The organism is Streptomyces sp. NPDC086147 (assembly GCF_040702165.1).
Lineage (GTDB): Bacteria > Actinomycetota > Actinomycetes > Streptomycetales > Streptomycetaceae > Streptomyces.
In genome coordinates this window covers 1-23,674 of record NZ_JBFBJO010000028.1, presented here as the reverse complement: position 1 = coordinate 23,674, position 23,674 = coordinate 1, and the positions used below count along the sequence as shown (strand labels likewise).

Sequence of the window (23,674 nt, the reverse complement as noted above, 5' to 3'; positions counted from 1 at the left end):
CGTCCGGCGGTCCGGGGGCGATCAGACGACCTCGCACGGTCTCCGTTCGGCTTGTGGCGGGCCGTCAGGCGCGGACGAGCGCGGCGGCTCCGAAGGAGACGTCGAACCGGTCGCACCAGATGCTGACGCTGGGGTACTCCGACCAGTCGACGTCCGTGGGCAGGGGGTAGTTCTGGTCGCCCCTGTTGCCCTTGAGCCTGGCCAGGTCGACGTACCGCCCCTCGTCGAAGACCCTCCATCCGGCCGTGCCCTCCTTGACCGGCGCGTCGCTCAACAGGACGTGCAGGTCGGGGCCGTTGCTGGTGTCGAGTCCCTCCAGTCGCAGGGTGTGGGTGCCGTCGGCGAGGCGGACGACCTTCGCCGTGCCGGTGGTCGCGTGTTCATGGCTGATGAACGCGCCCCGTGCGACCGTGACCGGTGCGGCGGCCGAGACGGAAGGGCCCGGATTCGCCGTCGGCGTCGCGGCCGGGGCGCTCGCGGAGGGCAGTGCCTCGTGGACGGTCTCGTCCAGCCACAGGGCCCAGGGCTTGAACCACACCAGTCCCGCCGCCACGGCCACCACGGCGGCGGCCGCAAGACCCGCCCACCGCCTCTTCTTCCGGCTCCACTCCACTGCCACTCCCCTTTCTCGCTCGTGCTTCGTCGTCGGCTCGTCATTTTCGGGCACGCAGAGGAGCACCGCTAGGACGTCCACGTGGGCGTTGTCGACGGCTTCGACGGGAACGGCCGGACACCGGGCCCGGAGGGCGGCCCTCCAGAGGTCGCCCCGGCGGCGCGTGATCACGACCGACAGGCCGGTGCGGAGCAGGACGAGTCGACTCGACACGGCCGCCGTACGCGAACGCTTCAAGCACACGGACGCCTGGTCCGGAGCCGTGTCTTCGACGGCGAGAGAACCTGCGGGATCCGTCGCGGCGTAACGCGACACCCCTCCGCCCTCCCTGCGATGTGGTTCGGCGAACCTGCGCCCGGGCTCGGCGCCGAGCCTCGCGGCTCGGTCACGTCCCGTGCGGAGCGAAGAAGGCCGAGAGCGCCGCCGCAACGGCCTCGGCGTCGTTCTCCATGGGGATGTGGCCCGCGTTCGGAACGCGCACCAGCTCGGTGTGCGGCATCTCCTCGGCGAAGCGCTCGGCGTACGCGATGTCCTGGAAGCCGTCGTTCTCTCCCCACACCAGCAGCTTCGGCATCGCCGAGCGGCGCAGTGCCGGGAGCAGGTCGAGGGTGTAGCGGTTGTCGGCCGCGCCGGCCAGTGCCATCCAGGAACGGCCGACGCGCCGGCTGCGCCAGGGGTCGAGGTACTCGGAGATCTCCTCCTCGGCGGCCGGGCGGCCCAGCGCGGCGGTGACCGCGGTGCGCCGGGCGGTGAGCAGTTCCCCCACGGTCGTGGCGGCCACCACCTCGGGGTTCCGGAAGCGCTAGCCAGCTCCGTCAGGACCGGCAGCCACACCCGGCTCCAGTAGGTGCCGTGCAGCAGCAGGACGGCCGGACGGTCCGCGAGGCCGTCCGGCCCGTCTGCGGTGAGGTAACTGGCGGGCCGGCCGTCTACGTCGACGGCCTCGCGAGTGACGGTTACAGACGACATGCCGCCTCCGAAGTCGTGTCCTCAACGTTCGAGGTCATGACCTTCCCGGCCTGAATATGTTTCCGTCAAATACCATGACCGGCATGGGGGTATGGGCCCGTCGGCATAGCTGCTGGTGAGCGGTCGAAGCACAGGGGGTGGAGCGGGTGCGGCTATCGCACTTGCGGGTCTTGCTGGCCGTCGCCGAGCACGGGGGGTGCACCGCTGCGGCGGAGCGGACCGGCATGTCCCAGCCACACGTCAGCCGGTCGATCGCGGCGCTGGAGGCCGATCTGGGCACAGCGCTGCTGGTGCGGCGCCGAGAAGGTGTCGCCCTCACCGAGGCCGGGCGGCGGGCCGTCTCCCGGGCCCGGGAGGCGATCCGGCACTTCGATCTGATCCGCCCGGACGTGGCGGCCGCGGTCGGTCACGTGGTGGGGTCCCTGCGGCTCGCGAGTCTGCCGAGCGCCACCGGGACGCTGATCGCCGCTCGGCTACGCGCGTTCAACGACCGTCACCCCCAGGTCAGCGTGCGTGTTCTGGAGGGTTACAGCCCGGAGATACGCGCCTGGCTGAAGAACGGAGCCGCGGAAATGGGCGTGGTCGTCCTCCCGGAATCCGGGGTGCACACCGTGCCGCTGGGGACGGACACGATGGTCGCGCTGCTGCCGCGGGACCACGCACTCGCCTCGGCGCGGACAGTCGCCGTGCGCGCGCTGGCAGGCGAGCCGTTCATCCTGACGACCGGCGGATGCCGGCCGGTTATCCTGAACGGCGTGCGCCAGGCAGACGCCACCCTCAGCATCGCCTACGAAGCGGGCGAACTGTCAGCCATCATCGCGATGGTGGACGCCGGTCTGGGAGTCAGCATCGTGCCCACCCTGGGCCTGCCCACAGATCTCGGCAACACCGTCATCCGCCCTCTGGACAGACCGATCCACAGGACCCTCGCCCTGGCCGTGCCCTCTCTCGACGACTGCACTCCGGTCGCCCGGGCGTTCCTGGACCACGCGCTCCTCCCGTGAAGTGGTGCGATGATCACGCCGCCCCTTCCCTGCAACCGCGTTCCCCTACCTCACGGGTGATCACGACTTCCGGCTCACCGGGGCAGGCGCCGAGGCTTCGGCCGGGCCAGGACGCGTTCGCCGGGCGCGGCCACGCTCGGCCATGGGTTTCCCCAGGTCAGCGCAACCGTCCGCGTGGCTTCAGCGGGGTGGTGGGCAGTTCCGGGGCGGGCAGGCGGGCGCCGTCGTAGCCGTGCACCTCGCCGAACCGCGAGCCCTGCTCCCAGTCGTCACGCGCCTGTGCGATCTCCTCACCGGACCGGGCGACGAAGTTCCACCACATAGCACGGGTTCGCCGTTTCACCCCAGCTCAGGGGCTTGATCGACCATCCGGGGTCAGCAAAAGGTCAGCAAGACGCCCGGGAGCCGACAACCATGGCCACCATCAACCTCGTCCGCGGCATGGGCAGCTTCTTCAAGGAGTGCGAGCACCCCGAGAGCCGATGGCCCAGGTGCCCGCACGAGTACAAGATCCGCTATCGCAACGCGGCCGGACGGCAGGCCGAGGAATCCGGCTTCTCCACCCAGGACAAGGCCAAGGCCCGTCTTGCCGAGATGTACCAGGCCCGGAAGAACAATCCACAGAACCAGCACAAGGCCGAACGCATCCAGAAGTACAGCCCGATGCAGTTCAAGCAGTACGTCACCGAGTGGAAGGCCGGCCAGCGCGACCTCAGCCCCAGCTCCCTGCGGCACCTCGAATCACTGCTCGTCCACCACCTCTACCCCGCCTTCCAGAGCCGCCGAATGGGCACCTTCAACCACAAGGTCGTCGAAGCCTTCATCCAGACCATGGAGCGCAATGGCGTCGGCCTGGCCACCCAGTCCAACGCCTTCGACAAACTCAAGTCGATCCTGCTGGACGCCCACCGGCTCGGCCTCTACGACGACAACCCGCTCGACGGCGTCAAGCCCCCGCAGTACGACCCCAAGCGCGCCGTCATCCCCTCCCCCTCCCAACTCCACGGCATACGCACCGCCGGCGACGACGTGTTCCGCCTCGTCGCCGACCTTATGAGCGGCTGCGGTATGCGCAACGGGGAAGCCCTGGCCGTCAACATCAACAACATCGTGGCCGACGACGTGTACCGGATCACCGAGCAGGTCAACCAGACCACTAAGACCTACGCGCCCCTCAAGCACCGCAAGGCCGACGACTACCGTGACGTCCCGCTCCCGGCCCGGGTCAAACACTCCATCGAGTGGTACGCGGACACGTACGGCACTATCGACGGTTACCTGCTCCGCAACCCGCGAGACCTGACTATGCCGATGTCCAACCACCACATCGGGAACCAGTGGAAGCGCATCAAGAAGAACGGCCTCGTCGAGATCCCCGACGGCATGGTCGTCTACGGCTTCCGCCACTTCTTCGCCTCCAACTGCCTCACCCACAACATCCCCATCACCGACGTCGCGGAATGGATGGGCCACCGCAGCCTCGACATCACCTTCAAGATCTACCGCCACCTCATGCCCGGCTCGATCGGCCGAGCCGCCCAGGTCCTGGACCTCGACCTCGCCGCCTGAACGTTCAAGGCCCTCTCCTCAGACGAGGAGAGGGCCCTGCATACATCCGTCCGAATAGCCTCAATCACCCGGCAACCGCTGCTGTTTCACCCATGCTTGAACCTCGGCCACCTTGAACTGAAGCTTGGCATTCCGCCCACACCCGAACCTGTACGGAACGAGGCCCGCGCGAGCAGCTTCCCGATACACCCACGGCACCGACATGTTCAGATACTTGGCAGTTTCCTTGGCACTCATAAAATTCCGGTCCATTGGTTCCCTCTCGACGAGATCCTGCATCTGTCGGGGAGAATCACACGCAGGGAATCGTTTTGTGGAACCGAAATACTGTGCTAATACATCGTTCTTACCCTGACCGGCCTCGTCGTCTCGCACCACGAATTCCCAGGCAAAGCTCTGCTGCCGGGTGAAGGGAAGGACAACGTAGAAAACCGCAGGGCCCGGGCTGCGTCGAGCGCGCTTTCGCCTGAATAAAGCACTACGTGGTCCTCTATGACCGCTGCCAGCGCAGCACCGGCCTCCACCACTCGGTCCAAGTCGTCGCTTACGTGCGCGACCTCAACCCCGCCACATACCAGGCTGGCCTAAAAAACTGGCTCTGACCTGCTCAGAAGCGACCTTCTACAACACGCTTCAGGGACCACTGGGTCCGGGAAAGGACCGTTCGGCACTGCCCGCGTACGACGTCGGTGCAGCAGGCTGGAATCCGAAGGAACTGTCGCGTCCCCCTCACCGATCAAGGCGACCACTCAGGAGGGACTGTGCTGGTCCAAGCAATCGGAGCCATTCTGCCGGCCGCGTTGGCGGTCGCGCTGAGTCCCTTCCCGCTGATCGGGATCGTCCTGATCCTGACCGGCGGGCACGGCCGCCGCAACGGTCTGCTCTTCGCGGCGGGATGGATCGCCGGGCTCGCGGTCCTGGCCGTGCTCGGCGTGGTGGTGTTCGGGGGCGCCGACGAGCCCGACAGCCCGTCGGCGGCCGTCGCCGACTGGGGGCGCGTGTTCGCCGGGGCGACCCTCATCGTGTGGGGGGTGCGCAAGTGGTGGAAACGGCCCCGCAAGGGTGACCGGGTCGAGGAGCCGGGCTGGATGGCGTCCCTCGGTGACGCGACGGCAGGGCGGGCCCTGCTGCTTGGTGCACTGCTCTCGGCTGCCAATCCCAAGAACCTCGTCCTGACGGCATCGGCCGCCGCGTCGATCATCGAGGCCGGCGCTCACGGTGCCGACCTCGCCGTGGCCGTCGTCGCCTTCGTCCTCATCGGTTCCTGCACGGTGCTCGGCTCCGTCGGCGCTCATCTCCTCGGCGGGCGGCGCGCGGTCTCGTTCCTGGACGGCGTCAGACGTTTCATGACCGCCAACAGCACCGTGATCACGGTGATCGTCATGCTCCTCCTGGGCGCCGGCGTCCTCGGCGACGGACTCACCGGCCTCGGTCGCTGATCCCCTCCCACCGGTACGAACGGTGGACGTGTCGGCGTCCGGGTGAACACCGGTGCCCATGGAAGCCGCTCATACCGGACAATTCTCGTGGGGGCGGGTACGTGTCCACCGACCATAGGGGTCGCCATGTCCGATCTGCCGGCAGCCGGAGCGCCGACGCGGGTGTTCCTCGTGGACGACCACGAAGTGGTACGCCGGGGCCTGCGCGACCTGATCGACGACGAGCCCGACCTGGAGGTGGTCGGGGAGGCGGCGACGGCGGACCAGGCGCTGGCCAGGGGCCCCGCCCTGCGGCCTGACGTGGCCGTCCTGGACGTGCGCCTGCCCGACGGCGACGGGATCACCGTGTGCCGGGAGCTGCGCTCGGCGATGCCCGGTCTGGCGTGTCTGATGCTGACCTCGTTCGACGACGAGGACGCCCTGATCGACGCCGTCATGGCGGGGGCGGCGGGGTACGTGCTCAAGCAGATCAAAGGTTCCGACCTGGTATCGGCGGTGCGGACGGTGGCTGCGGGGCAGTCGATGCTCGACCCGGCCACCACGGCCCGGCTGATGCGGTCGCTGCGGGACCCGGAGACCGCGAAGCACCCGGAGGACGAACGGCTCACGGCGCTCTCCGAGCGGGAGCGGGCCGTCCTGGAGCTCATCGGTGAAGGGCTCACCAATCGGCAGATCGCACAGCGGCTCTATCTGTCGGAGAAGACGGTCAAGAACCACATCTCCCGACTCCTGGGGAAGCTGGGCGTGGAGCGTCGCGTCCAGGCGGCGGTGATCGCGGCGCAGGTCCACGAGCACGAGGCGGAGGAAGGGTAGGCCTCACTCCCGAGGAGTTCTCAGGGGGACGCGCCATTCGAGCACCGTGCCGCCGATCGGGTCGGGCCGGGCGCGGACGGACAGGGCGCCGCCCAGGCGCTCGGCCCGTTCGGTGAGGTTCCGCAGGCCGCCGCGGTGGCCGCCCTCCCGGGCGCCGATGCCGTCGTCGCCCACCGTCACCGCGAGGACGCCGTCCCCGGCGACGACCGCGACCTCCGCCCGGCGGGCCTTCGCGTGCCGGGCCACGTTGGTGAGTGCCTCTCCGATCACCGCGACCACCTCGTCGGCCACACCGGCCGGCACGTCCGTGTCGAGCAGGCCCTCCATGCGCAGCGCGGGGGCGAAGCCGAGCGCGGGGGCGGCCGAGTCGACCGCTTTGACGACGTGGTTCCTGAGTTTCGGGGCCGTTCCCGGTCCTTCGTGCTCCCGGAGGCCGAAGATGGTCGAGCGGATGATCTTGATGGTGGCGTCCAGGTCGTCGATGGCCCGGGTGAGGCGGGCTGCCGCTTCGGGGTGTTCGACGAAGCGGCGGGCGCTCTGCAAGGTCATGCCGGTGGCGAACAAGCGCTGGATCGCGAGGTCGTGCAGGTCACGGGCGATGCGGTCGCGGTCCTCCAGGAGGCTCACCTGTTCGGCGTCGCGTCGCCGGTCGGCCAGTTCGAGGGCGAGGGCCGCCTGGCCGGTGAAGACCGGCAGCGCGGTGATCTCGGCACCCGTGAAGGGTGGTCGTCCGGCCCTCCGCGCCAGGACCAGCACGCCGCTCAACCGTTCCTTCGTGCCGACCGTGACGGCCACCGCCGGACCGAAACCCTTCCAGCGCTCCGGTCGCACCGTGATCCGCTCGTCGGTCTCGATGTCGAGGACCGTCACGAGGCCGTCCTCGGCGAGGGCGGCCGCCGCCAGGGTGCCCTCGGCGCTGGGCAGCACCACGTTCCGGTGCGCGTCGGCCCCTTCGCCGTAGGCCAGCGTCCCCGGCAGTTCCCCGCTCGGCCCGACCAGGTGGAAGATCCCCACGTCCGCGCCCGCGATGTCCACGGCCCGCTCCAGCATGCCGTCGAGGACCTCGGTCTCCGCCGCCCCGGACAGCAGGGCGCTGGTGAAGTCGGAGCTGGCGGCCAGCCAGCGCTGGCGCAGGCCGGCCTCCTCGTAGAGGCGGGCGTTCTCGATGGCGATGCCCGCCGCGACCGCCAGGGTCGTCACGACGGCCTCGTCCTCCGCGTCGAAGTCCGCCCGGCCCCGCTTCTCGGTCAGGTAGAGGTTGCCGAACACCTCGTCGCGGACCCGGATCGGAACGCCCAGGAAGGAACGCATCGGCGGGTGATGGGACGGGAAGCCGTACGAGGCGGGGTGCTCGGACAGTTCGGACAGGCGCAACGGCTCGGGGTTGCGGATCAGCTCGCCGAGGATGCCGTGCCCCGACGGCAGCGCGCCGATCCGCTCGTGGAGCTCGTCATCGATGCCGACGGTGAGGAACTCCGAGAGCCTCTGGTCGTCGCCGATGACGCCCAAGGCCCCGTACTCGGCGTCCACCAGGGTCACGGCGGACTCCACGATGCCGTGCAGCACCTGGGGCAGGTCGAGCCTCCGGCCGACGGACATGACGGCTTCGAGGAGACCGTTGAGCCGGTCCCTGGTTCCCCGGACCTCGCCGATGCGCGTCTGGAGCTCGTCGAGCAGTTCGTCCAGCCGCAACCGCGGCAGCCGCGCGTCCCCGGCCCGTGCGTCGTCCCGGTCCATCAGAACCTCCGGTCGCGTCGGGCGCGGGTGAGACCGGCCACGCCCGGTTTCACCGTAGTCCTGATGCTCCGGACCTTCCTGTCGGGTTCGTCCTGCGGAAGGCGGTCCGGACGAGCCTCGCGGCGAAGAACCCGATCGGGGCGCAGGCGGCACCGATGCCCGCACCGGTCGGGCCGAGCGCTTCGGTGTCCAGCACCTGGCTCAGGAAGGGCACGTACAGCGCCGCTGCAGCCAGCAACGCGGAGAGGAGCACCGCCAGGGGGAGGGAGGGGTTCCTTCGGGTCAGCAGACGGTCCCGCAGCCCCAGGACGGTTCCGAGCTGGGCGGAGAGCAAGGCGAGGAAGAGGACGCTCTGCCAGGCCAGGTCCAGCGCGTGGGCGACGAGCCCGGCGCCGAGGGCGGCGGCCGTGACGGCGGTGGCGAGGAGGAGCAGCCGCTGCCAGGCGCCGTCGCCGAGGATGTGCTGGTCCGGCGGGCGCGGCGGGCGCCGCATGGCTCCCGGGGCAGCCGGTTCGGCGCCCATGGCGACGCCGGTGAGGCCGTGCGTGAGGAGGTTGATCCACAGGATCTGCCCGGCCCGCAGGGGCAGGGGGAGCCCCAGGAGGGGGCCCGCGAGCATGACGAGGATCTCGGCCGCGCCGCCGGCCATTCCGTAGACGAGGAAGCGGCGGATGTTGTCGTAGACGCGGCGCCCCTCCTCCACGGCCGCGACGACCGTGGAGAGCTCGTCGTCGGTGAGGACGAGGTCCGCCGCCTGGCGCGCGACCTCGGTACCGCGCGCCCCCATGGCGATGCCGATGTCGGCGCGGTGCAGGGCGGGGCCGTCGTTGACCCCGTCGCCGGTCATGGCGGTCACCGCGCCCCGGGCCCGCCACGCCTCGATCACGTCCAGTTTCTGCTGCGGATCGGTGCGGGCGAAGACCCGGACCGCGGTGAGGTCGGGAACGCGTCCCGCCGCCACCTCCGCCCCCGTGACGACCCGGTCCCCGGGCTCGTCGCCGTCCGCGAAGAGCGCCACGCGGGAGGCCACCGCCTTCGCCGTCGCGGGATGGTCCCCGGTGATGAGGACGGGGGTGATCCCGGCCGTACGGCAGGAGGCGAGGGTGGCGGCCGCGTGGGGCTTGGGCGGGTCGCTGAGGGCCACCAGGCCGAGGAGAGCGAGTCCCGATTCCGCGGCGGTGACCGGGCTCGGTACGTCGCCCCGCGTCCCGGAGGCCACGGCGAGCACCCGGTATCCGCAGGCGGCCAGGCGGGCCGCCTCCCGCCGGGCCCGGGCGAGCAGGTCCGGGCGGTCGGTGAGGACGGTCGGGACCAGTACCGCTTCGGGAGCGCCCTTCAGGCAGACGAGCACCCGGTCCTTCCCGGCGGAGTGCAGCGTGGTCATGCGCTTGCGGAGGCTGTCGAAAGGGACTTCTCCGATCCGGGGGCGGGTCGCCGACAGTTCCAACGGGCGCGGGCAGCCCGCTTTGGTCGCGGCGGTGAGCAGGGCGGCTTCCGTGGGGTCGCCGAGCGCCGTCCAGTGGGTGTCGGGCACCTTCGGGTCGGGTGGGCGCAGCGCGGCGTCGTTGCAGAGGGTGGTGACCCGCAGGAGTTCCCGTACCGGGGCGAGCTCGTCGCCGTCGGCCGATCTCCCGGCGACGAGGGCCTCGCCCTCGGGGTCGTAACCCGAGCCGGTGAGGTCCACCGCCGTGTCCGGGGTCCAGACGTGCTGGACGACCATGCGCCCCTCCGTCAGGGTGCCGGTCTTGTCGGTGGCGAGGACGGTCACCGAGCCGAGCGTCTCCACCGCGGGCAGCCGCCGCACCAGGGCGTGCCGGGCGACCATGCGCCGGGCGCCCAGGGCGAGGGCCAAGGTGACGACGGCGGGGAGGGACTCGGGAACGACGGCCACGGCCAGGCCGATCGCGGTGACCGCCATCGTGCCGGGCGGGAGGCCCCGTACGAGTCCGAGGACGAAGACCAGGGCGCACAGGACCAGCGTCACCGCGGCCAGGACGCGGCCGAGGGCGGCCAGGCGGTGCTGCAGGGGGGTCGGCTCGCGCCGGTCGTCGAGCAGGGCGGCGATGCGGCCGAGCGCGCCGGCGGCGCCCGTCGCGGTCACCGTGGCCACTCCCCTGCCCCGCACGACCACGGTGCCGGCGCTCAGCGGGTCCCCGGTCTCCTTGTCGACGGGCACCGACTCCCCCGTGAGCATCGACTCGTCGAGGAGGAGGGCGGACGCCTCGGCGAGTTCGGCGTCGGCGGCCACGACATCCCCCTCACCGAGCAGGAGCACGTCCCCGGGAACGACCGCCGAGGCCGGGAGGTCGCGTACGGCGCCGTCGCGCCGCACACGAGCGTGTGGGGCGCTCAGGGCGGAGAGGGCGGCGACGGCGTCGTCGGCGCGGACCTCCTGGACCACGCCGACCGTCGTGTTGACCACGACGACCAGGGCGATGACGATCGCGTCGGCGTGGTCGCCGATCGCGAGGGTCAGGACGACGGCGCCGAGGAGCACCATGATCAGCGGGTCCCGCAGCTGGATCAGGATCCTGCTGTGGAGCCGGACAGGCTTCCTCGCGGCCACTTCGTTGGGGCCGACGGCGGCGAGGCGGCGGGCGGCCTCCGCCTCGGTGAGCCCTTCGAGGCGTCCGGTCGTCAGGGCCGTCCGGGCGGCCGCCGAGGCCGTCATGGCGAACTCAGCCGACGGGAACGGTGATCACCGGGCAGTGGGCGCGGTGCAGCAGTCCGTGGACCACCGATCCGACGCGCATGCCGGTGTAGCCGCCCCGTCCCCGGCGGCCGACGACCAGGGCGAGGGCGTGCTCCGCAGCCTCCGCCAACACCTCGACGGGCGAGCCGATGAGGACCTCGTGGGTCAGCCGGACGTCGGGGTACTTCTCCGCCCATCCGGCGGTGGTCTCCGCGAGCAGTCGGCGCTCGGTCTGGAACAGCGTGTCACCGGTGTGCAGGGAGAAGACGGGCGGCTGCCACACGGCGAGGGCGCGCAGGGCGCAGCCCCGGAGGTCCGCCTCCTCGAAGGCCAGGGCGAGGGCGGCCCGGGAGGGCTCACTGCCGTCGATGCCGACGACCAGGTACGGCGGATCCTGGGTGGTGTGCTCCGCGTCGCCCACGACGACGACCGGGCACCGCGCCTGAGAGGTGACGGGAACGACGAGCGAGCCGGCGCTCAGGAACTCCTCGGTCCGGCTGAGGTGCCGGGATCCGAGCACGACCATGGCGGCCTCGCGCGACAGGTGCGCGAGCACCCGTGCGGGGAACCCGTCGAAGAGTTCGGCGGCGATCGCGACGTCGGGATGCCGGCCATGCACCCAGGTCGTCGCGGCGAGCAGGGCCTCCCTGCCCGCCGACGTCTGTGCCTGGTGCCGGGGGGTGTCGTCGACGTGATGGGTGTCGTGCTGCGGGGGGACGACGACCACGAGCCGCAGGGCCGAGCGGCGCCTGTGCGCCTCGTCGGCCGCCCATGCCAGGGCGAGGTGCGAGTTCTTGGCGGGGTCGACGCCGACGAGGATCTCACGGCGCTCCGTCGTACCGGTCATGATGGGCTCCCGTGTCCGGTTCCGTGCCCGGCCCGAGGGGTCCGGGACATGCCGACTGCTCCCAACGTGACATGCGGTGGCCGGCCGGATGGAGGGCCGCTGGGGGCAAGGGCGGGGCCAAAGGTCCCCCTTCCGCGATCGGACCCTGTCGGACCGGGGGTGGGGCCGTTCGGCCCTCGCCGTGAGCTGGCGGCCGTCGGACGGTGGGAGGAGAACCGGAAGTTCCCAGCGTCCCGGCGCCGTCCGACGAGCCCGCAGAACAGGACGAACCATGACCACCACCGCTCCCACCCGCGCACTCGTGGCGTCCCTCGTCGAGGACGCCGTCACCGCCCCGTCGATGCACAACGCGCAGCCGTGGAGGTTCGTCCACCGGACCGCCGCGGACACCGTGGAGCTGTACGGGGACCCGTCGCGCGAGATGCCTCACGCGGACCCCGACCACCGCGCCCTCCACCTCAGCTGCGGGGCGGCCCTGTTCGGGCTGCGGGTGGCCGCAGCCCACCAGGGCCTGGGCGCGAGGGTGCGGCTGCTGCCCGATCCGGAGGACTCGTGGCACCTCGCCGACGTACGCCTCGACCAGGCCACCGGCGCGGACGAGGAGCTTGCCGAGCTCCGGCCCGCCCTGGCCGAGCGGCACACCAGTCGCTTCCCGTTCTCGGAGGAGCGGGTGCCGGCCGAGATCCTCGACGGGCTGCGGGCTGCCGCCATTCTGGAGGGGTGCCGATTGGTGGTGCCCGGAGACTGGCACGCCGAGGTTGTCATGGGGCTCGTGCACGCCTCCGCGCTGTTCGAGGCCGCCGACGCCTCGGTCCGCGCGGAACTCGCCCGGTGGACCCGTACCGCCGCGACCGAGGAGGATCCCGGGACGGAGGGGATCCCCTCGTACGCCCTCGGTCCGAGGCAGTATGACGTCACCTCGCCGGTGCGGGACTTCGACCCGCCGCGCCGGGTGCCCGAGCGCGCCTCGGCGCGCTTCGAGAAGGACCCGCAGATCTCGCTGCTCGGTACCGTCAGGGACGCACCGGGGGAATGGCTCATGGCCGGGCAGGCGCTGCACCGGGTCCTGCTCCGGGCCACCCTCGACGGGCTCGCCACCTCGTTGATGTCCCAGCCGCTGGAGTGGCCCGAGCTCCGTCCCCTCGCGCGGGACCCGCTCTCCGCGACGAGCTTCGTCCAGATGGTGATCCGCATGGGGTACGGGCCCCGGGGGCGGGCCACTCCCCGCCGGCCGGTCTCCGAGGTGCTCGCGTTCGTCTGAGCGGCCCGCACGCGCCGCTGCTCACAGCCGGAGCCAGCGCTCCTCCCCCGGTGCGAGGACATAACGGCGCTCGCCGGGGAGGACGACGGCCAGGGAATCGCGGGACGAGACGGGCACGCGAACGGCAAGCCGTCCTGGAAGTATGCGCATACGTATTCCCCGATGTTCCTGGAAGCAGATCGTGAAGGCGAACCGGGGGATCTGCGCGAGGGCCACCGGTTCCACGCGGAGTCCTTCCGGGCCGGCCTCCAGGCCGGTGATGCCGCGCTCCACGAGGTCGACCGTGCCCGCCATCGCCCCGAGGTGGATGCCCTCCCCGGTCGTCCCGCCCTGCACGTCGGCCACGTCGCCGAGCAGGGCCTCCTCGCAGTACCGCCAGGCATCGGCACCCTTCTGCCGGGCGATCACCCGGCCGTGGACGAGGCTGCTGAGCGTCGAGCCGTGGCTGGTGCGCCGCAGGTGGTACGCGACGGTGGCGCGCCACACGTCGTCGTCGAGGCGGTGGCCGAGCCGGGCGAAGAGGCCGTACAGCTCCGCGGGCCGGAAGAGGTACCCGAGCATGAGCGTGTCGGCCTGTTTGGAGGCCTGGTAGCGGTTGACCGTGTCGCCCTCCGCCTCCAGGATCCGGTCGAGCCTGCGGATGTCGCCGTACCGCGCCCGGTACGCCTCCCAGTCGAGCTCGGCCAGGTCGCCGTAGCCCTCGAACTGGCTGATCACGCCCCGGTGGAAGGGGATGTGGAGGCGGCGGGAGACGTCCTCCCACCGGGCGAGCTCCTCGTCGTCGAGCGACAGCTCCTCCGTCAGCTCCGCCCGCCGGGCGTCGGGCAGTTCGGCCAGGAGGTCGAGGCCCCGGGCGAGGACCCAGGCGGCGGTCGCGTTGGTGTAGGCGTTGTCGTCGACGCCCGGGACCGCGGCGTCGGGGTAGGCGTCGTGGTACTCGTCGGGGCCCATGATCCCACGGATCCGGTAGCGCCCCAGGGCGGGGTCGAGGTCGGCGGCGCCGGCCCAGTACCGGGCGATCTCCAGCAGGACCTCGGCCCCTTCGGCGTGCAGGAACCCCCGGTCGCCGGTGGCCGTCGCGTACTGCCAGACGTTGTACGCGACGGCCGAGCCCACGTGGCGCTGGAGGTGCGAGTGGTCGGGGAGCCAGCGGCCCGAGCGGGGGTTGAGGTGCAGCTCCTGGGTCTCCTCCCGGCCCGAGCTCGCGCTCTGCCACGGGTACACGGCCCCCGCCGCGCCGGCCCGGCGCGCCTCGGCGCGCGCGGCCGGGAGCCGCCGGTGGCGGTACATGAGCAGGGCCCGGGCCACCTCGGGGAAGTGGAGGTTCAGATGGGGCAGGACGAACAGCTCGTCCCAGAAGACGTGGCCCCGGTAGGCCTCACCGTGCAGTCCCCGGGCGGGGACGCCCACGTCGAGCTCGGCCGTGTGCGGGGAGAGCGTCTGGAGCAGGTGGAACAGGTGCAGGCGCAGGATGCGGCCCACCTCGCCGGGGACGTACAGCTCGCCCTGCTCCCAGAGGCGCCGCCAGGACGCCTCGTGGGTGGCCAGGAGCCGGGGGAAGGCGGGCGCCCGGGCGAGGTCGTCGCAGGCCGCCGTGCGCGGGTCGCCGTCCGGCCGGTCCGCCGAGGTGCGCAGGACCAGGGTCTTCACGAGCGTCACCGGGCGGCGGGGGCCGGTCGGCAGGCGGTACGTCCGGACGGTGCCGGTCGGCACGGCCTTCTCCTCGGCGGGCGCCCCGGGGTGGACGTCCGTGCGGACGGCCAGGGCGAGGCGGACGTCGGGGTCGGTGGTGCGGCAGGAGATCCAGTCGGTCCCGCCGGGCCCGCAGCCGCTCCGGTGGTCCGTCAGGTGGCGGCCCTCCAGGTTCCGGTAGCGCTCCACACCGGCGTTGACGACCGCGCCGTCGAGGACGGACTCCACCTCGACGGCGCCGGTCCAGCCGTAGGCGCGGAACGTGCTGCGCTGGGCCGCGAGGCGCGGGTCGCCCATGTGCACGATCCGGGTGTGCCCGACGCGCAGTCCGCGTCCGTCCGCGTCCCGGAAGAACAGGTGCCGGATGAGCGTCCCCGTCTTCAGGTCGAGGCGTACGCCGTAGTGGCACAGGTCCGGGGAGTCGGGCGTCAGCCAGGCGCCGGGCGGACCGCCGTCCGGGAGGCAGCGGTAGCGCAGCCGCGTCCAGTCGGGGAGGTTGACCAGGTCCTCGTTCTCAACCCGCCGGCCGGCGACGGTCGAGGCGCGCCGGTCGTAGCAGCCGGCCAGGTAGGTGCCCGGATAGTGGACGGGACCTGCCGGGCACTCGGGTGCGGAGCCCCGGGTGGCGAACCTGCCGTTGCCGAGCGTGCAGAGCGACTCGACGAGGCGCTCGCGCGCCGGGTCGTACCCGTCGTAGGTCCACGTCCATCCGTCGGTCATGTCCGTCCGCTCCACGTCTTCCGCACCAGTGCCGTCAGGTCGGGGACCACCAGGTCGGCGCCCTCCGCGTGCAGGGGGGCCGCTCCGTGCCCGTCCGGGGTCCGGTCGAGACCGACGACGAGGCCGAAGCCGCCCCGGCGAGCCGCCCGTACCCCGGCGAGCGCGTCCTCGACCACGGCGGTGTCGCCGGGAGAGGTGCCCAGGCGGGCGGCCGCGTGGAGGAAGAGCGCCGGGTCCGGTTTTCCGGGGAGGGCGAGCCGGGCGGCGTCCCCGCCGTCCACGACGACCGCGAGGAGCCGGTCGAGGCCGGTGTCCGCGAGGAGCGTCCGGGCGTGGCGGGACGCCGAGACGGCGGCGCACGGCACGTGGAGCGCGCTCAGGGCCGTGAGCGCCTCCTCGGCGTCCGGGAAGGCGACGACGGCACCGGAAGCCAGGGCTTCCCGGAACACCGCTTCCTTGCGTGCGGCGACGGCCCACACGGTGTCGCAACCGGGTGGGTCGTCGGGGCTCCCGGGCGGAAGGCGGATGCCCCGGGAGGCCAGGAACGCCTCGGCTCCGTCGTACCGCGACCTGCCGTCGACGTAGCGGCGGTACTCGGCGTCCTCGTCGAACGGCGCCCGGATGCCGGCGGACGTCCTCTCCGCGAGGCAGACGTCGAACGCGGCCTTCCAGGCCGCCGCGTGCACGGTGGCGGAGTCGAGCAGCACGCCGTCGGTGTCGAGGACGACGGCGTGCGGCGGCGGAACGCCTTCGTCGCGCCCGCTCACGCGGCGGCCGGAGGGTCGGGGACCTGAACGACCGTGTGCTGCGGGCCGCCGAGCACGACCTTGAGGGCGCCGGTGTCGGCCGCGCGGCCGAACACGTCGTACGCCTCCTCCATCTGCCCGAGTTCGAAGCGGTGGGTAACCAGCTCTGACGTGGGCAGCCGCCCGGCGGCCAGCATGTGGAGCAACATGGGGGTGGACGAGGTGTCCACGAGTCCGGTGGTGATCGTGACGTCCTTGATCCACAGGTCTTCGAGGTGGAGGGTCGCGGGCTTGCCGTGGACGCCGATGTTGGCGACCTGTCCGCCGGGCCGGACCATCCGGGTGCACGCCTCGAAGGCTTCCGGAACTCCGACCGCCTCCATGACGACGTCGGCGCCCAGGCCGTCCGTCAGGTCGGCGACGAGCTGTTCCGGCTCCTCGTCGGCGGCCGCGGTGGCGTCGGCGCCGAGCTTGCGCGCGGCCTCCAGGCGGGATGCGGCGAGGTCGACGGCGATGATGCGGCCGGGACTGTAGAGGCGTGCGGTGGCGATCGCGGCGAGGCCGATGGGCCCGGCGCCGACCACGACGACCGTGTCGGCCGGCCGGACGCGCCCGTTGAGGACGCCCACCTCGTAGGAGGTGGGGAAGATGTCGGCGAGCAGGACGGCGTCGAAGCTGTCGACCGCGCTCGGGAGCGGGTGTGTGGACAGGTCGGCGAACGGCACCCGGACGTACTCCGCCTGCGTGCCGTCGACGGTGTGCCCGAGGATCCAGCCGCCTCCGCCACGGCACTGGCCGTAGCGGCCCTCGCGGCAGAAGCGACAGCGTCCGCAGGCGGTAATGCAGGAGATCAGGACCCGGTCCCCGGGCCGTACCGTACGGACGTCCCGGCCGGTCTCGACCACCGTGCCGACCGCTTCGTGGCCGAGCACCCGGCCCGGTGTCACCTCCGGCACGTCGCCCTTGAGGATGTGCAGGTCCGTGCCGCAGATCGTGACGACGTCGACCCGTACGATCGCGTCCCCGGGGTCCACGAGGCCCGGGTCGGGGACGTCCTGCCAGGCCATGCTGCCCGGCCCCTGAAAGACGGCGGCCTTCATGCTGCCCACCCACTTCCTGTACGGCGTTCGGGTGTCCTTCTCCCTCAGGTTCGGCCCTCGCGGGATGCCGACGCATGGGCCGGTCGGTCCCGGAAGAGGACCGCTCGGGCCCTGGGGTCCGCCCGGCGGTGCTGCGAGGGTGGAGGCCGACGCACGCTGTGAAGGGGCGAACGATGTCCGAGGCGGTCACGGCTCCCGCTCCGCGCCCCGCGCTGCTCAGTTTCCTGGGCGGCGTGGGGACGGTCACCGGAAGCAAGTTCCTGGTCGAGAGCGACCGTGCGCGCGTCCTCCTCGACTGCGGTCTCTTCCAGGGTTTCGCGAACCTGCGGCGCCGCAACCGGGAGCGCCTGGCCCGGGACGCCGCCGACATTCGTGCCGTGGTCGTCACCCACGCGCACCTGGACCACTGCGGCTATCTGCCCCGTCTGGTGCGGCAGGGTTTCCGGGGTCCGATCCTCGCCAGTGCCCACACCGCCCGGCTCGCCGGGATCGTGCTGCGCGACAGCGCCCGGCTCCAGATGGAGGCGGCCCGGCACGCAGACGAGCACGGCTGGTCCAAGCACCGTCCGGCCGAGCCGCTGTACGACGAGTCCGACGTCGAGAGGACGCTGGCGTTCTTCGACCCGGTGCCCGTCGGCGACGAGGTCGAGATCATGTCCGGCACCCGGCTGACCCTCCACCACGGGGGGCACATCCTCGGTTCCGCCTGGGCCCGTCTCGTCCTGTCGGAGTTCGCCTCCGTGATCGCGCGGACCGTCGCCCGGAACGGCACCGTCGTCGTCCCCGCCTTCGCGATCGACCGGACCGAGGTCGTCCTGCACGAACTGACCCGCCTGCGGGACACCGGGATCCTGCCCCGGTCCGTGCCCGTCTACGTGGACAGCCCCATGGCTCTGGCCGCCCTCGACGTCTACCGCGACGCCGTGCGCGCCCGATCCGCCGAGCTTCGGCCGGAGATCCTCGCCGAGGGCGAGGCCGCGCTGAGTCCCGCACCGTTCCTCGCGGCGCGGACGGTCCGGGAGTCGATCGACATCAACGGCACGCGCGGACCGGCCGTCATCATCTCCTCCGCCGGAATGGCCACCGGCGGCCGCGTCCTGCACCACCTGCGCCGACTGCTGCCCGACCCGCGCAACACCGTGGTCGTCGTCGGCTTCGCCGCCGCCGGGACCCGGGCACGGGACCTGGTGGACGGCGCGCGGGTGCTGAAGATGTTCGGCGAGTACGTGCCCGTACGGGCCGAGGTCGCCGACGTTCCCCACTTCTCGGCCCACGCCGACGCGGAGCAGATCGTCGACTGGCTGCGCGGCGCTCCCGCCCCGCACACCACCTACCTCGTGCACGGCGAGCCCGCCGCGTCCGGGGCCCTGCGCGACCGCATCGACCGCGAGCTGGGCTGGACGGCCGTCGTACCGCGCTCCGGCGAGGCCGTCCTGGTCCGCTGACCGGGGGCCGTTCGGCCCCGTGCGTGTGGCCTCCGGGGCCCTCCCGGCGCCTTCGGCGGCGGAGGAACCTGTCCCTGGGGCACGCGGGTGAGGAGAGAGCCATGACGACCCGGACGTTCACGGTGGCCGACGTGATGACCAGGAAGGTGGTCGCCGTCCGGCCCGGCGCGGAGTTCAAGGAGATCGTCGCCGCCATGGAGCGGTGGAAGGTGACGGCCGTCCCGGTCGTCGACGAGGAGGAGCGCGTCGTCGGTGTGGTCTCCGAGGGCGACCTGCTGCTCAAGGAAGAGTTCCACGACCACCGTCCCGGTCTCCTCGAACAGCGGGACCGGCTCGACGCCACGGCCAAGGCCGGCTCCCGGCGGGCGCGGGAGCTGATGACCTCTCCCCCGGTCACGGTCGGCCCCGGCGCCTCGCTGCCCCAGGCCGCGCGCCTGATGGCCACCCACCGCGTGAAACGGCTGCCGGTGGTCGACGCGCGGGGGATGATCAAGGGCGTCGTGAGCCGGTCCGACCTCCTCAAGGTGTTCCTCCGTCCGGACGCGGACCTCGCCGCCGAGGTCCGCGACGAGGTCGTCGGACGGCTGTTCTCCGCCCCCGGCGACCGGGTCGACGTCCGGGTGGACGCCGGTGTCGTGACGCTGTCCGGCCGGATCCGCGACAGCGCGCTCGTGCCGCTCGCGGCGCGGACGGCCCTCGCCGTCGAGGGCGTGGTGGACGTCCGGTGCGCACTCGTCACCGGTGCCGGGGAAGGGGCCGCCTCCTGAGGGCACCGGGCGGGCGACGGTGTCACGGAGGGCTCCCGCCCGGAGCGGCCTCAGGCACCGCCCGTGCCGAGGGAGGCGAGCGCGGCGTCGAGGCGGCGGCCGGCCTCGTCGGCCACGGGCACCGTGGCGTCGACGCCCGCGAGCGTGACCATGACGGCGGGGTCGATCGCCTGCACGACCACCTCGTCGCCCTCGGTGTGGACCACGACGTTGCACGGCAGCAGCAGGCCGATCGAGCGGTCGGCGTCCAGGGCCTGGCGGGCCAGCGGCGGGTTGCAGGCGCCGAGGATCAGGTAGGGCTCCATGTCGTGGTCGAGCTTGGCCTTAAGGGTGGCCCGTACGTCGATCTCGGTCAGGACGCCGAAGCCCTAATCGGCGAGGGCCCGGCGGACGGCTTCCACGGTCTCCTCGAAGGTTCCCGTCAGCTTCACGGTGCGGTCGTACGGCATGGTGCTCGCCTTCCTTCGCGATGTCGGCACTGCCGGGGCACCCGCTCCGGAACGGCGGGACCCCACAGCCCGGAATATACCCCCGGGGGTACTACTGTTAGGGTGGATGACATACCCCAGGGGGTAATTTCCATCGAAGGGAGCAAGCCCGTGTTCTTTGTCGACACCATCGATGTCGAGGGCCTCGGAAACCGCGGTTACCTGGCCGGGGGCGAGCGGACGGCGGTGGCGGTGGATCCGCCCCGTGACGTCGACCGGGTGCTTGCGGCCGCCGCCCGGCGCGGGGTGCGGATATCCCACGTGGTGGAGACGCACCTCCACAACGACTACGTCACCGGCGGCCTTGAGCTGGCCCGGCTCACCGGCGCCGCCTACCTGGTCCCGGCCGCCGCCCGCGTCTCGTTCGCCCGCGTCCCGGTCGCGGACGGCGACACCGTCGACGTCGACACCGGCCTGAGCCTGGCGGCCGTCGCCACCCCCGGCCACACCCCGCACCACACCGCGTACGTGCTGAGCGAGAGCGGCCGGCCCGTGGCGGCCTTCACCGGCGGCTCCCTGCTCATCGGCACCGTCGGCCGCCCCGACCTCGTCGAGCCGCGCCTCACCGAGGAACTGGCCCGCGCCCAGCACGTCTCCGCCCACCGGCTCGCCGACGCCCTGCCCGACGAGACCGCCGTCCTGCCCACCCACGGGTTCGGCAGCTTCTGCTCCTCCGCGCAGGCGGACGGCGACGCGACCACGATCGGCGAGGAGAAGGCCGCCAACCCCGCCCTCACCACCGACGTGGACGCCTTCGTGGCCGACCTGCTCGCGGGCCTGGAGGACGTCCCCGCCTACTACGCGCACATGGGCCCGGCCAACGCATCCGGCCCCGCAGCGGTGGACCTCACCCCGCCCGCCCCCGCCGACCCGGACGAGATCGCCGCGCGGCTCGCCGCCGGGGAGTGGGTCGTGGACCTGCGCAACCGGGTCGCGTTCGCGGAGGGGCACGTGGCCGGCTCGTTCAACTTCGAGGCGGACGGAAAGCTCGCCACCTACCTGGCCTGGACCATCCCCTGGGGCAAGCCCGTCACCCTCCTCGCCGAGACGGTCGAACAACTCGCCGACGCCCAGCGCGAACTGGTCAGGGTCGGAATCGACCGCCCGGCCGCCGCCGCCCTCGGCGGACCCACCGCCTGGATCCGCGACGGCGAGACCCCCGCCTCCTTCCCACGGGCCACGTTCGCGGACCTCGCGGCCCGGGACACCGACGGGACCGTCGTCCTGGACGTACGCCGCGCCTCCGAACGCGCGGCCGGATGGATCGAGGGCTCCGTCCACGTCCCGGTCCACGCACTGCACCACCGCATCGGCGAAGTGCCCGACGGAACGGTCTGGGTGCACTGCGCCGGCGGCATGCGCGCCGCCATCGCCGCCTCCCTCCTCGACGCGGCCGGCCGCGAGGTGGTCGCCGTCGACGACGGCTTCGACGCCACCACCGAGGCCGGACTGACCGTCGTCACCGGCTGAACCGAGGACGGCCCCGGGCGCCCGGGCCCGCCGCACCCCGAACGAGAACGACAGAACAGAAAGGCGAGACCGACGATGTTCCTCTTCCGAAGGCGTGAACAACGCCTGTCCGCGGACGAAGCGCGCGCCCGTACCGGTGGGGACCGGCCCGAGGCCGTCCTGCTGGACGTGCGGGAGAAGCCCGAGTGGAAGGCCGGACACGCCCCCGGCGCGGTGCACGCCCCGCTGACCGGTCTGATCAGGGGCGTCGCGCTGCCCGCTTCCGCGCAGGGCCGCCCGCTCGTGGTGATCTGCCGCAGCGGGCACCGCTCGCAGCAGGCCGCGAAGCTCCTCGCCGAGCGGGGAGCGGACGCGGTGGACGTGAAGGGCGGCATGAACGCGTGGGCCGCCACCGGGTACCCGGTCGTCGACGAACGCGGGCACAGCGGCTCGATAGCGTGAGCACCCTGGTCCTCGCCCTGGCCGCCGGGGCCGTCGTCGGCCTGGCGCTCGGCGCCCTCGGTGGCGGCGGCAGCGTCCTCGCGGTCCCGGCCCTGATCTACCTGCTCGGGTTCTCCCCGGCGTCGGCGACCACCGCCGCACTGGTCATCGTCACCGCGACCTCCGCCGCCGCCCTCTCCGCCCACGCCCGGGACGGCAACGTCGCCTGGAGGACCGGAGTCCTCTTCGCGACAGCGGGGATCGTGCCGGCGTTCCTCGCCGGAGCCGCCGCCGGGCACCTCCCGTCGGCAGTGCTCACCGGCGCGTTCTCGCTCGTCGCCGCCCTGGCCGCCGTACGGATGCTGCGTCCCGCGAGCTCCGGGCCGCCGGACCGGGTGCGCCCGGCGAAGGCGGCGGGCGCCGGGGCCGGACTCGGTGCCGTCACGGGATTCCTCGGCGTCGGCGGCGGGTTCCTCGCCGTCCCGGCCCTGGTCGGTGTCCTCGGCCTGCGGATGAAGCAGGCGGTGGGCACGAGCCTGCTCGTCATCACCGTCAACTCCCTGGCGGCACTCACCGCGCGGACGGGAACCGGCGGGGACCTGCGGTGGGAGGCGGTCGCCCCCTTCGCCGGAGCGGCGATCCTCGGCGCCTGGGACGGCAAACGACTGGCGTCGAAGATCACCGGACCGACCCTCCAGCGGGTCTTCGCCTTCGTCCTGCTCGGCGTGGCGGCCCTGATGCTCGTGGACGTGGTCGTATGAGCGGATCCACCGCCGTCGCGCGGCTCAGGCCAGGGAGAGGAAGAGCCTCTCCAGGCGACCGCGCATCTCATCCCGGTCCTCGCGGGAAAGGCCGCCGTCCTCCGTCCCGGCCAGGCACTGCTGCAGGCCGGTGGCGACGATCGAGAACCCGGCCCGGTCCAGTGCCCGCGACGCGGCCGCCAGCTGCGTGACGACCTCCTCGCAGTCCCGGCCCTCCTCGATCATCCGGACCACTCCGGCGATCTGCCCCTGCGCCCTGCGCAGACGGTTCAGGACCGCCTTCAGCTCTGCTTCCGCCAGATCAAGCTCCACCATCACTCCTCACTCAATACCCCCAGGGGTAATGTACTCCGCCTCCTCGGGGCACTCCAGAAAAGGACGACACCCGCCATGACCGCACCCGCGACCCTCGGCACCGGCGAAGCCCGCACCCGCCTGCACGAACTGACCGTCATCGATGTCCGCACCCCCGGCGAGTACGCCGGCGGCCATCTGCCCGGCGCCCTGAACATCCCCCTGGACCAGATCCAGAGGGCGCTGCCCGACATCCGCGACGCCGCCGACCGCGGCGACGTCCTGGTCGTCTGCGCGTCCGGCGCCCGGTCCGAGAACGCCTGCCGCGTCCTCGCCGAGCACGGCGTCGCCGCCGCCACCCTCACCGGCGGCACCGGTGCCTGGGCCGCCGACGGCCACGACCTGCACCGCCCCCGAGGTGGGGCCCGTACCGCCTGGGGCATGGAACGCCAGGTCCGCCTCACCGCCGGCACCGTCGTCCTCCTCGGCCTCCTGCTCGGCGTCCTCGTCCACCCGGCCTTCCAGATCCTCTCGGCCGGCATCGCCGCCGGGCTGGTCTTCTCCGCCCTCACCGACACCTGCGGCATGGGCGCCATGCTCGCCAAGCTCCCCCACAACCGTCCCCGCGCCACCGATCTGGAGGCGGCCCTCGCGGCACTGCGCGCCCGCTGACACGAGGGCCGCACCCCATGTCCCCGTGCGGACCGCCGGCCGGCCGCGCATGCTCGAAGTATGTCCCAGGTGACGACCACCGACCTGTACCAGGTCACGATGGCCCTCTCGTACCTGCGGGAGGACATGCGGGGCCGGGCCACCTTCAGCCTCTT

Annotated in this window: 21 protein-coding genes and 2 pseudogenes; 11 read left to right on the top strand and 12 right to left on the bottom strand. The window is 72.4% G+C overall.

Annotated features, from left to right (window positions below; genetic code table 11):
- Positions 1-64: 64 nt before the first annotated feature.
- Together AB0398_RS31895 and AB0398_RS31890 are read right to left on the bottom strand one after the other, a co-directional pair.
- Positions 65-562 (bottom strand): DM13 domain-containing protein, encoded by a 498-nt coding sequence (locus AB0398_RS31895; RefSeq protein ID WP_366379178.1) that lies wholly within the window; start codon positions 560-562, stop codon positions 65-67.
- A 436-nt stretch (positions 563-998) separates the two neighbouring features.
- Complete coding sequence (locus tag AB0398_RS31890) at positions 999-1,394, bottom strand: alpha/beta hydrolase (protein ID WP_366379144.1); 396 nt, start codon at positions 1,392-1,394, stop codon at positions 999-1,001.
- A gap of 325 nt (positions 1,395-1,719) precedes the next feature.
- Here AB0398_RS31890 and AB0398_RS31885 point away from each other — a divergent pair, with 325 nt between their 5' ends.
- A complete protein-coding gene (locus tag AB0398_RS31885; protein WP_366379143.1) occupies positions 1,720-2,586 on the top strand; it encodes a LysR family transcriptional regulator in 867 nt (288 codons plus the stop codon).
- A gap of 157 nt (positions 2,587-2,743) precedes the next feature.
- Here AB0398_RS31885 and AB0398_RS31880 read toward each other — a convergent pair.
- A pseudogene (locus tag AB0398_RS31880) lies at positions 2,744-2,908 on the bottom strand (pirin family protein); the annotation flags it as partial.
- A 92-nt stretch (positions 2,909-3,000) separates the two neighbouring features.
- Between AB0398_RS31880 and AB0398_RS31875 the strand changes: the two are divergent.
- Positions 3,001-4,155: a tyrosine-type recombinase/integrase gene (locus tag AB0398_RS31875; protein ID WP_366379142.1), complete on the top strand. Its 1,155-nt coding sequence runs from the start codon at positions 3,001-3,003 to the stop codon at positions 4,153-4,155.
- A gap of 60 nt (positions 4,156-4,215) precedes the next feature.
- On the opposite strand, the gene AB0398_RS31870 is transcribed toward AB0398_RS31875, so the two are convergent.
- Complete coding sequence (locus AB0398_RS31870; RefSeq protein WP_366379141.1) at positions 4,216-4,530, bottom strand: helix-turn-helix domain-containing protein; 315 nt, start codon at positions 4,528-4,530, stop codon at positions 4,216-4,218.
- A 386-nt stretch (positions 4,531-4,916) separates the two neighbouring features.
- Here AB0398_RS31870 and AB0398_RS31865 point away from each other — a divergent pair, with 386 nt between their 5' ends.
- Complete coding sequence (locus AB0398_RS31865) at positions 4,917-5,594, top strand: GAP family protein (protein WP_366379140.1); 678 nt, start codon at positions 4,917-4,919, stop codon at positions 5,592-5,594.
- A 126-nt stretch (positions 5,595-5,720) separates the two neighbouring features.
- A complete protein-coding gene (locus AB0398_RS31860; protein ID WP_366379139.1) occupies positions 5,721-6,407 on the top strand; it encodes a response regulator transcription factor in 687 nt (228 codons plus the stop codon).
- 3 nt (positions 6,408-6,410) lie between these two features.
- On the opposite strand, the gene AB0398_RS31855 is transcribed toward AB0398_RS31860, so the two are convergent.
- From AB0398_RS31855 to AB0398_RS31845, 3 genes are read right to left on the bottom strand one after another with little or no spacing between them, the layout of a single operon-like run.
- On the bottom strand, positions 6,411-8,144 hold the full coding sequence (locus AB0398_RS31855) for a GAF domain-containing protein (protein WP_366379138.1): 1,734 nt from the start codon (positions 8,142-8,144) through the stop codon (positions 6,411-6,413).
- 49 nt (positions 8,145-8,193) lie between these two features.
- The gene (locus AB0398_RS31850) at positions 8,194-10,815 is read right to left on the bottom strand and encodes a cation-translocating P-type ATPase (protein ID WP_366379137.1); all 2,622 of its coding nucleotides are present in this window, start codon (positions 10,813-10,815) and stop codon (positions 8,194-8,196) included.
- A 7-nt stretch (positions 10,816-10,822) separates the two neighbouring features.
- A complete protein-coding gene (locus AB0398_RS31845; RefSeq protein ID WP_366379136.1) occupies positions 10,823-11,683 on the bottom strand; it encodes a universal stress protein in 861 nt (286 codons plus the stop codon).
- 88 nt (positions 11,684-11,771) lie between these two features.
- On the opposite strand from AB0398_RS31845, the gene AB0398_RS31840 reads away from it, so the two are divergent.
- The gene (locus AB0398_RS31840) at positions 11,772-12,944 is read left to right on the top strand and encodes a nitroreductase family protein (RefSeq protein ID WP_366379177.1); all 1,173 of its coding nucleotides are present in this window, start codon (positions 11,772-11,774) and stop codon (positions 12,942-12,944) included.
- Positions 12,945-12,965: 21 nt separating this feature from the next.
- Here AB0398_RS31840 and AB0398_RS31835 read toward each other — a convergent pair whose 3' ends face one another.
- Genes AB0398_RS31835 through AB0398_RS31825 form a run of 3 tightly spaced genes read right to left on the bottom strand, consistent with a single transcriptional unit; the run spans position 12,966 to position 17,202 of the window.
- Positions 12,966-15,356 (bottom strand): glycoside hydrolase family 65 protein, encoded by a 2,391-nt coding sequence (locus tag AB0398_RS31835; protein WP_366379135.1) that lies wholly within the window; start codon positions 15,354-15,356, stop codon positions 12,966-12,968.
- Complete coding sequence (locus AB0398_RS31830; protein WP_366379134.1) at positions 15,353-16,123, bottom strand: HAD-IA family hydrolase; 771 nt, start codon at positions 16,121-16,123, stop codon at positions 15,353-15,355. Before AB0398_RS31830 ends, AB0398_RS31835 begins: the two co-directional genes overlap by 4 nt.
- Complete coding sequence (locus AB0398_RS31825) at positions 16,120-17,202, bottom strand: zinc-dependent alcohol dehydrogenase family protein (protein ID WP_366379176.1); 1,083 nt, start codon at positions 17,200-17,202, stop codon at positions 16,120-16,122. Before AB0398_RS31825 ends, AB0398_RS31830 begins: the two co-directional genes overlap by 4 nt.
- A gap of 173 nt (positions 17,203-17,375) precedes the next feature.
- Between AB0398_RS31825 and AB0398_RS31820 the strand changes: the two genes are divergently transcribed.
- A complete protein-coding gene (locus tag AB0398_RS31820; RefSeq protein ID WP_366379133.1) occupies positions 17,376-18,647 on the top strand; it encodes an MBL fold metallo-hydrolase in 1,272 nt (423 codons plus the stop codon).
- A gap of 101 nt (positions 18,648-18,748) precedes the next feature.
- Complete coding sequence (locus AB0398_RS31815; protein ID WP_366379132.1) at positions 18,749-19,414, top strand: CBS domain-containing protein; 666 nt, start codon at positions 18,749-18,751, stop codon at positions 19,412-19,414.
- A gap of 50 nt (positions 19,415-19,464) precedes the next feature.
- On the opposite strand, the pseudogene AB0398_RS31810 reads toward AB0398_RS31815, so the two are convergent.
- Positions 19,465-19,863, bottom strand: a pseudogene (locus tag AB0398_RS31810) (DUF302 domain-containing protein).
- Between the two features lie 150 nt (positions 19,864-20,013).
- Here AB0398_RS31810 and AB0398_RS31805 point away from each other — a divergent pair.
- From AB0398_RS31805 to AB0398_RS31795, 3 genes are all read left to right on the top strand, one after another.
- The gene (locus tag AB0398_RS31805) at positions 20,014-21,372 is read left to right on the top strand and encodes an MBL fold metallo-hydrolase (protein ID WP_366379131.1); all 1,359 of its coding nucleotides are present in this window, start codon (positions 20,014-20,016) and stop codon (positions 21,370-21,372) included.
- A 75-nt stretch (positions 21,373-21,447) separates the two neighbouring features.
- A complete protein-coding gene (locus tag AB0398_RS31800) occupies positions 21,448-21,813 on the top strand; it encodes a rhodanese-like domain-containing protein (RefSeq protein ID WP_366379130.1) in 366 nt (121 codons plus the stop codon).
- Positions 21,810-22,553 carry a sulfite exporter TauE/SafE family protein gene (locus AB0398_RS31795; protein WP_366379129.1) on the top strand — a complete coding sequence of 248 codons (744 nt, stop codon included), beginning with the start codon at positions 21,810-21,812 and terminating at the stop codon, positions 22,551-22,553. Before AB0398_RS31800 ends, AB0398_RS31795 begins: the two co-directional genes overlap by 4 nt.
- 24 nt (positions 22,554-22,577) lie before the next feature.
- On the opposite strand, the gene AB0398_RS31790 is transcribed toward AB0398_RS31795, so the two are convergent.
- Positions 22,578-22,865, bottom strand: coding sequence for a metal-sensitive transcriptional regulator (locus tag AB0398_RS31790; protein WP_366379175.1), 288 nt, complete (start codon positions 22,863-22,865; stop codon positions 22,578-22,580).
- 78 nt (positions 22,866-22,943) lie between these two features.
- Between AB0398_RS31790 and AB0398_RS31785 the strand changes: the two genes are divergently transcribed.
- Positions 22,944-23,519, top strand: a complete 576-nt coding sequence (locus tag AB0398_RS31785) for a rhodanese-like domain-containing protein (RefSeq protein ID WP_366379128.1) — start codon at positions 22,944-22,946, stop codon at positions 23,517-23,519.
- Positions 23,520-23,674: the final 155 nt, after the last annotated feature.

Coding starts and splice junctions, on each gene's coding strand:
- AB0398_RS31840 (WP_366379177.1), top strand. CDS start 11,772: ATGGAGGGCCGCTGGGGGCAAGGGCGGGGCCAAAGGTCCCCCTTCCGC.
- AB0398_RS31860 (WP_366379139.1), top strand. CDS start 5,721: ATGTCCGATCTGCCGGCAGCCGGAGCGCCGACGCGGGTGTTCCTCGTG.
- AB0398_RS31835 (WP_366379135.1), bottom strand. CDS start 15,356: ATGACCGACGGATGGACGTGGACCTACGACGGGTACGACCCGGCGCGC.
- AB0398_RS31845 (WP_366379136.1), bottom strand. CDS start 11,683: ATGACCGGTACGACGGAGCGCCGTGAGATCCTCGTCGGCGTCGACCCC.
- AB0398_RS31820 (WP_366379133.1), top strand. CDS start 17,376: ATGTCCGAGGCGGTCACGGCTCCCGCTCCGCGCCCCGCGCTGCTCAGT.
- AB0398_RS31850 (WP_366379137.1), bottom strand. CDS start 10,815: ATGACGGCCTCGGCGGCCGCCCGGACGGCCCTGACGACCGGACGCCTC.
- AB0398_RS31785 (WP_366379128.1), top strand. CDS start 22,944: ATGACCGCACCCGCGACCCTCGGCACCGGCGAAGCCCGCACCCGCCTG.
- AB0398_RS31855 (WP_366379138.1), bottom strand. CDS start 8,144: ATGGACCGGGACGACGCACGGGCCGGGGACGCGCGGCTGCCGCGGTTG.
- AB0398_RS31875 (WP_366379142.1), top strand. CDS start 3,001: ATGGCCACCATCAACCTCGTCCGCGGCATGGGCAGCTTCTTCAAGGAG.
- AB0398_RS31815 (WP_366379132.1), top strand. CDS start 18,749: ATGACGACCCGGACGTTCACGGTGGCCGACGTGATGACCAGGAAGGTG.
- AB0398_RS31800 (WP_366379130.1), top strand. CDS start 21,448: ATGTTCCTCTTCCGAAGGCGTGAACAACGCCTGTCCGCGGACGAAGCG.
- AB0398_RS31825 (WP_366379176.1), bottom strand. CDS start 17,202: ATGAAGGCCGCCGTCTTTCAGGGGCCGGGCAGCATGGCCTGGCAGGAC.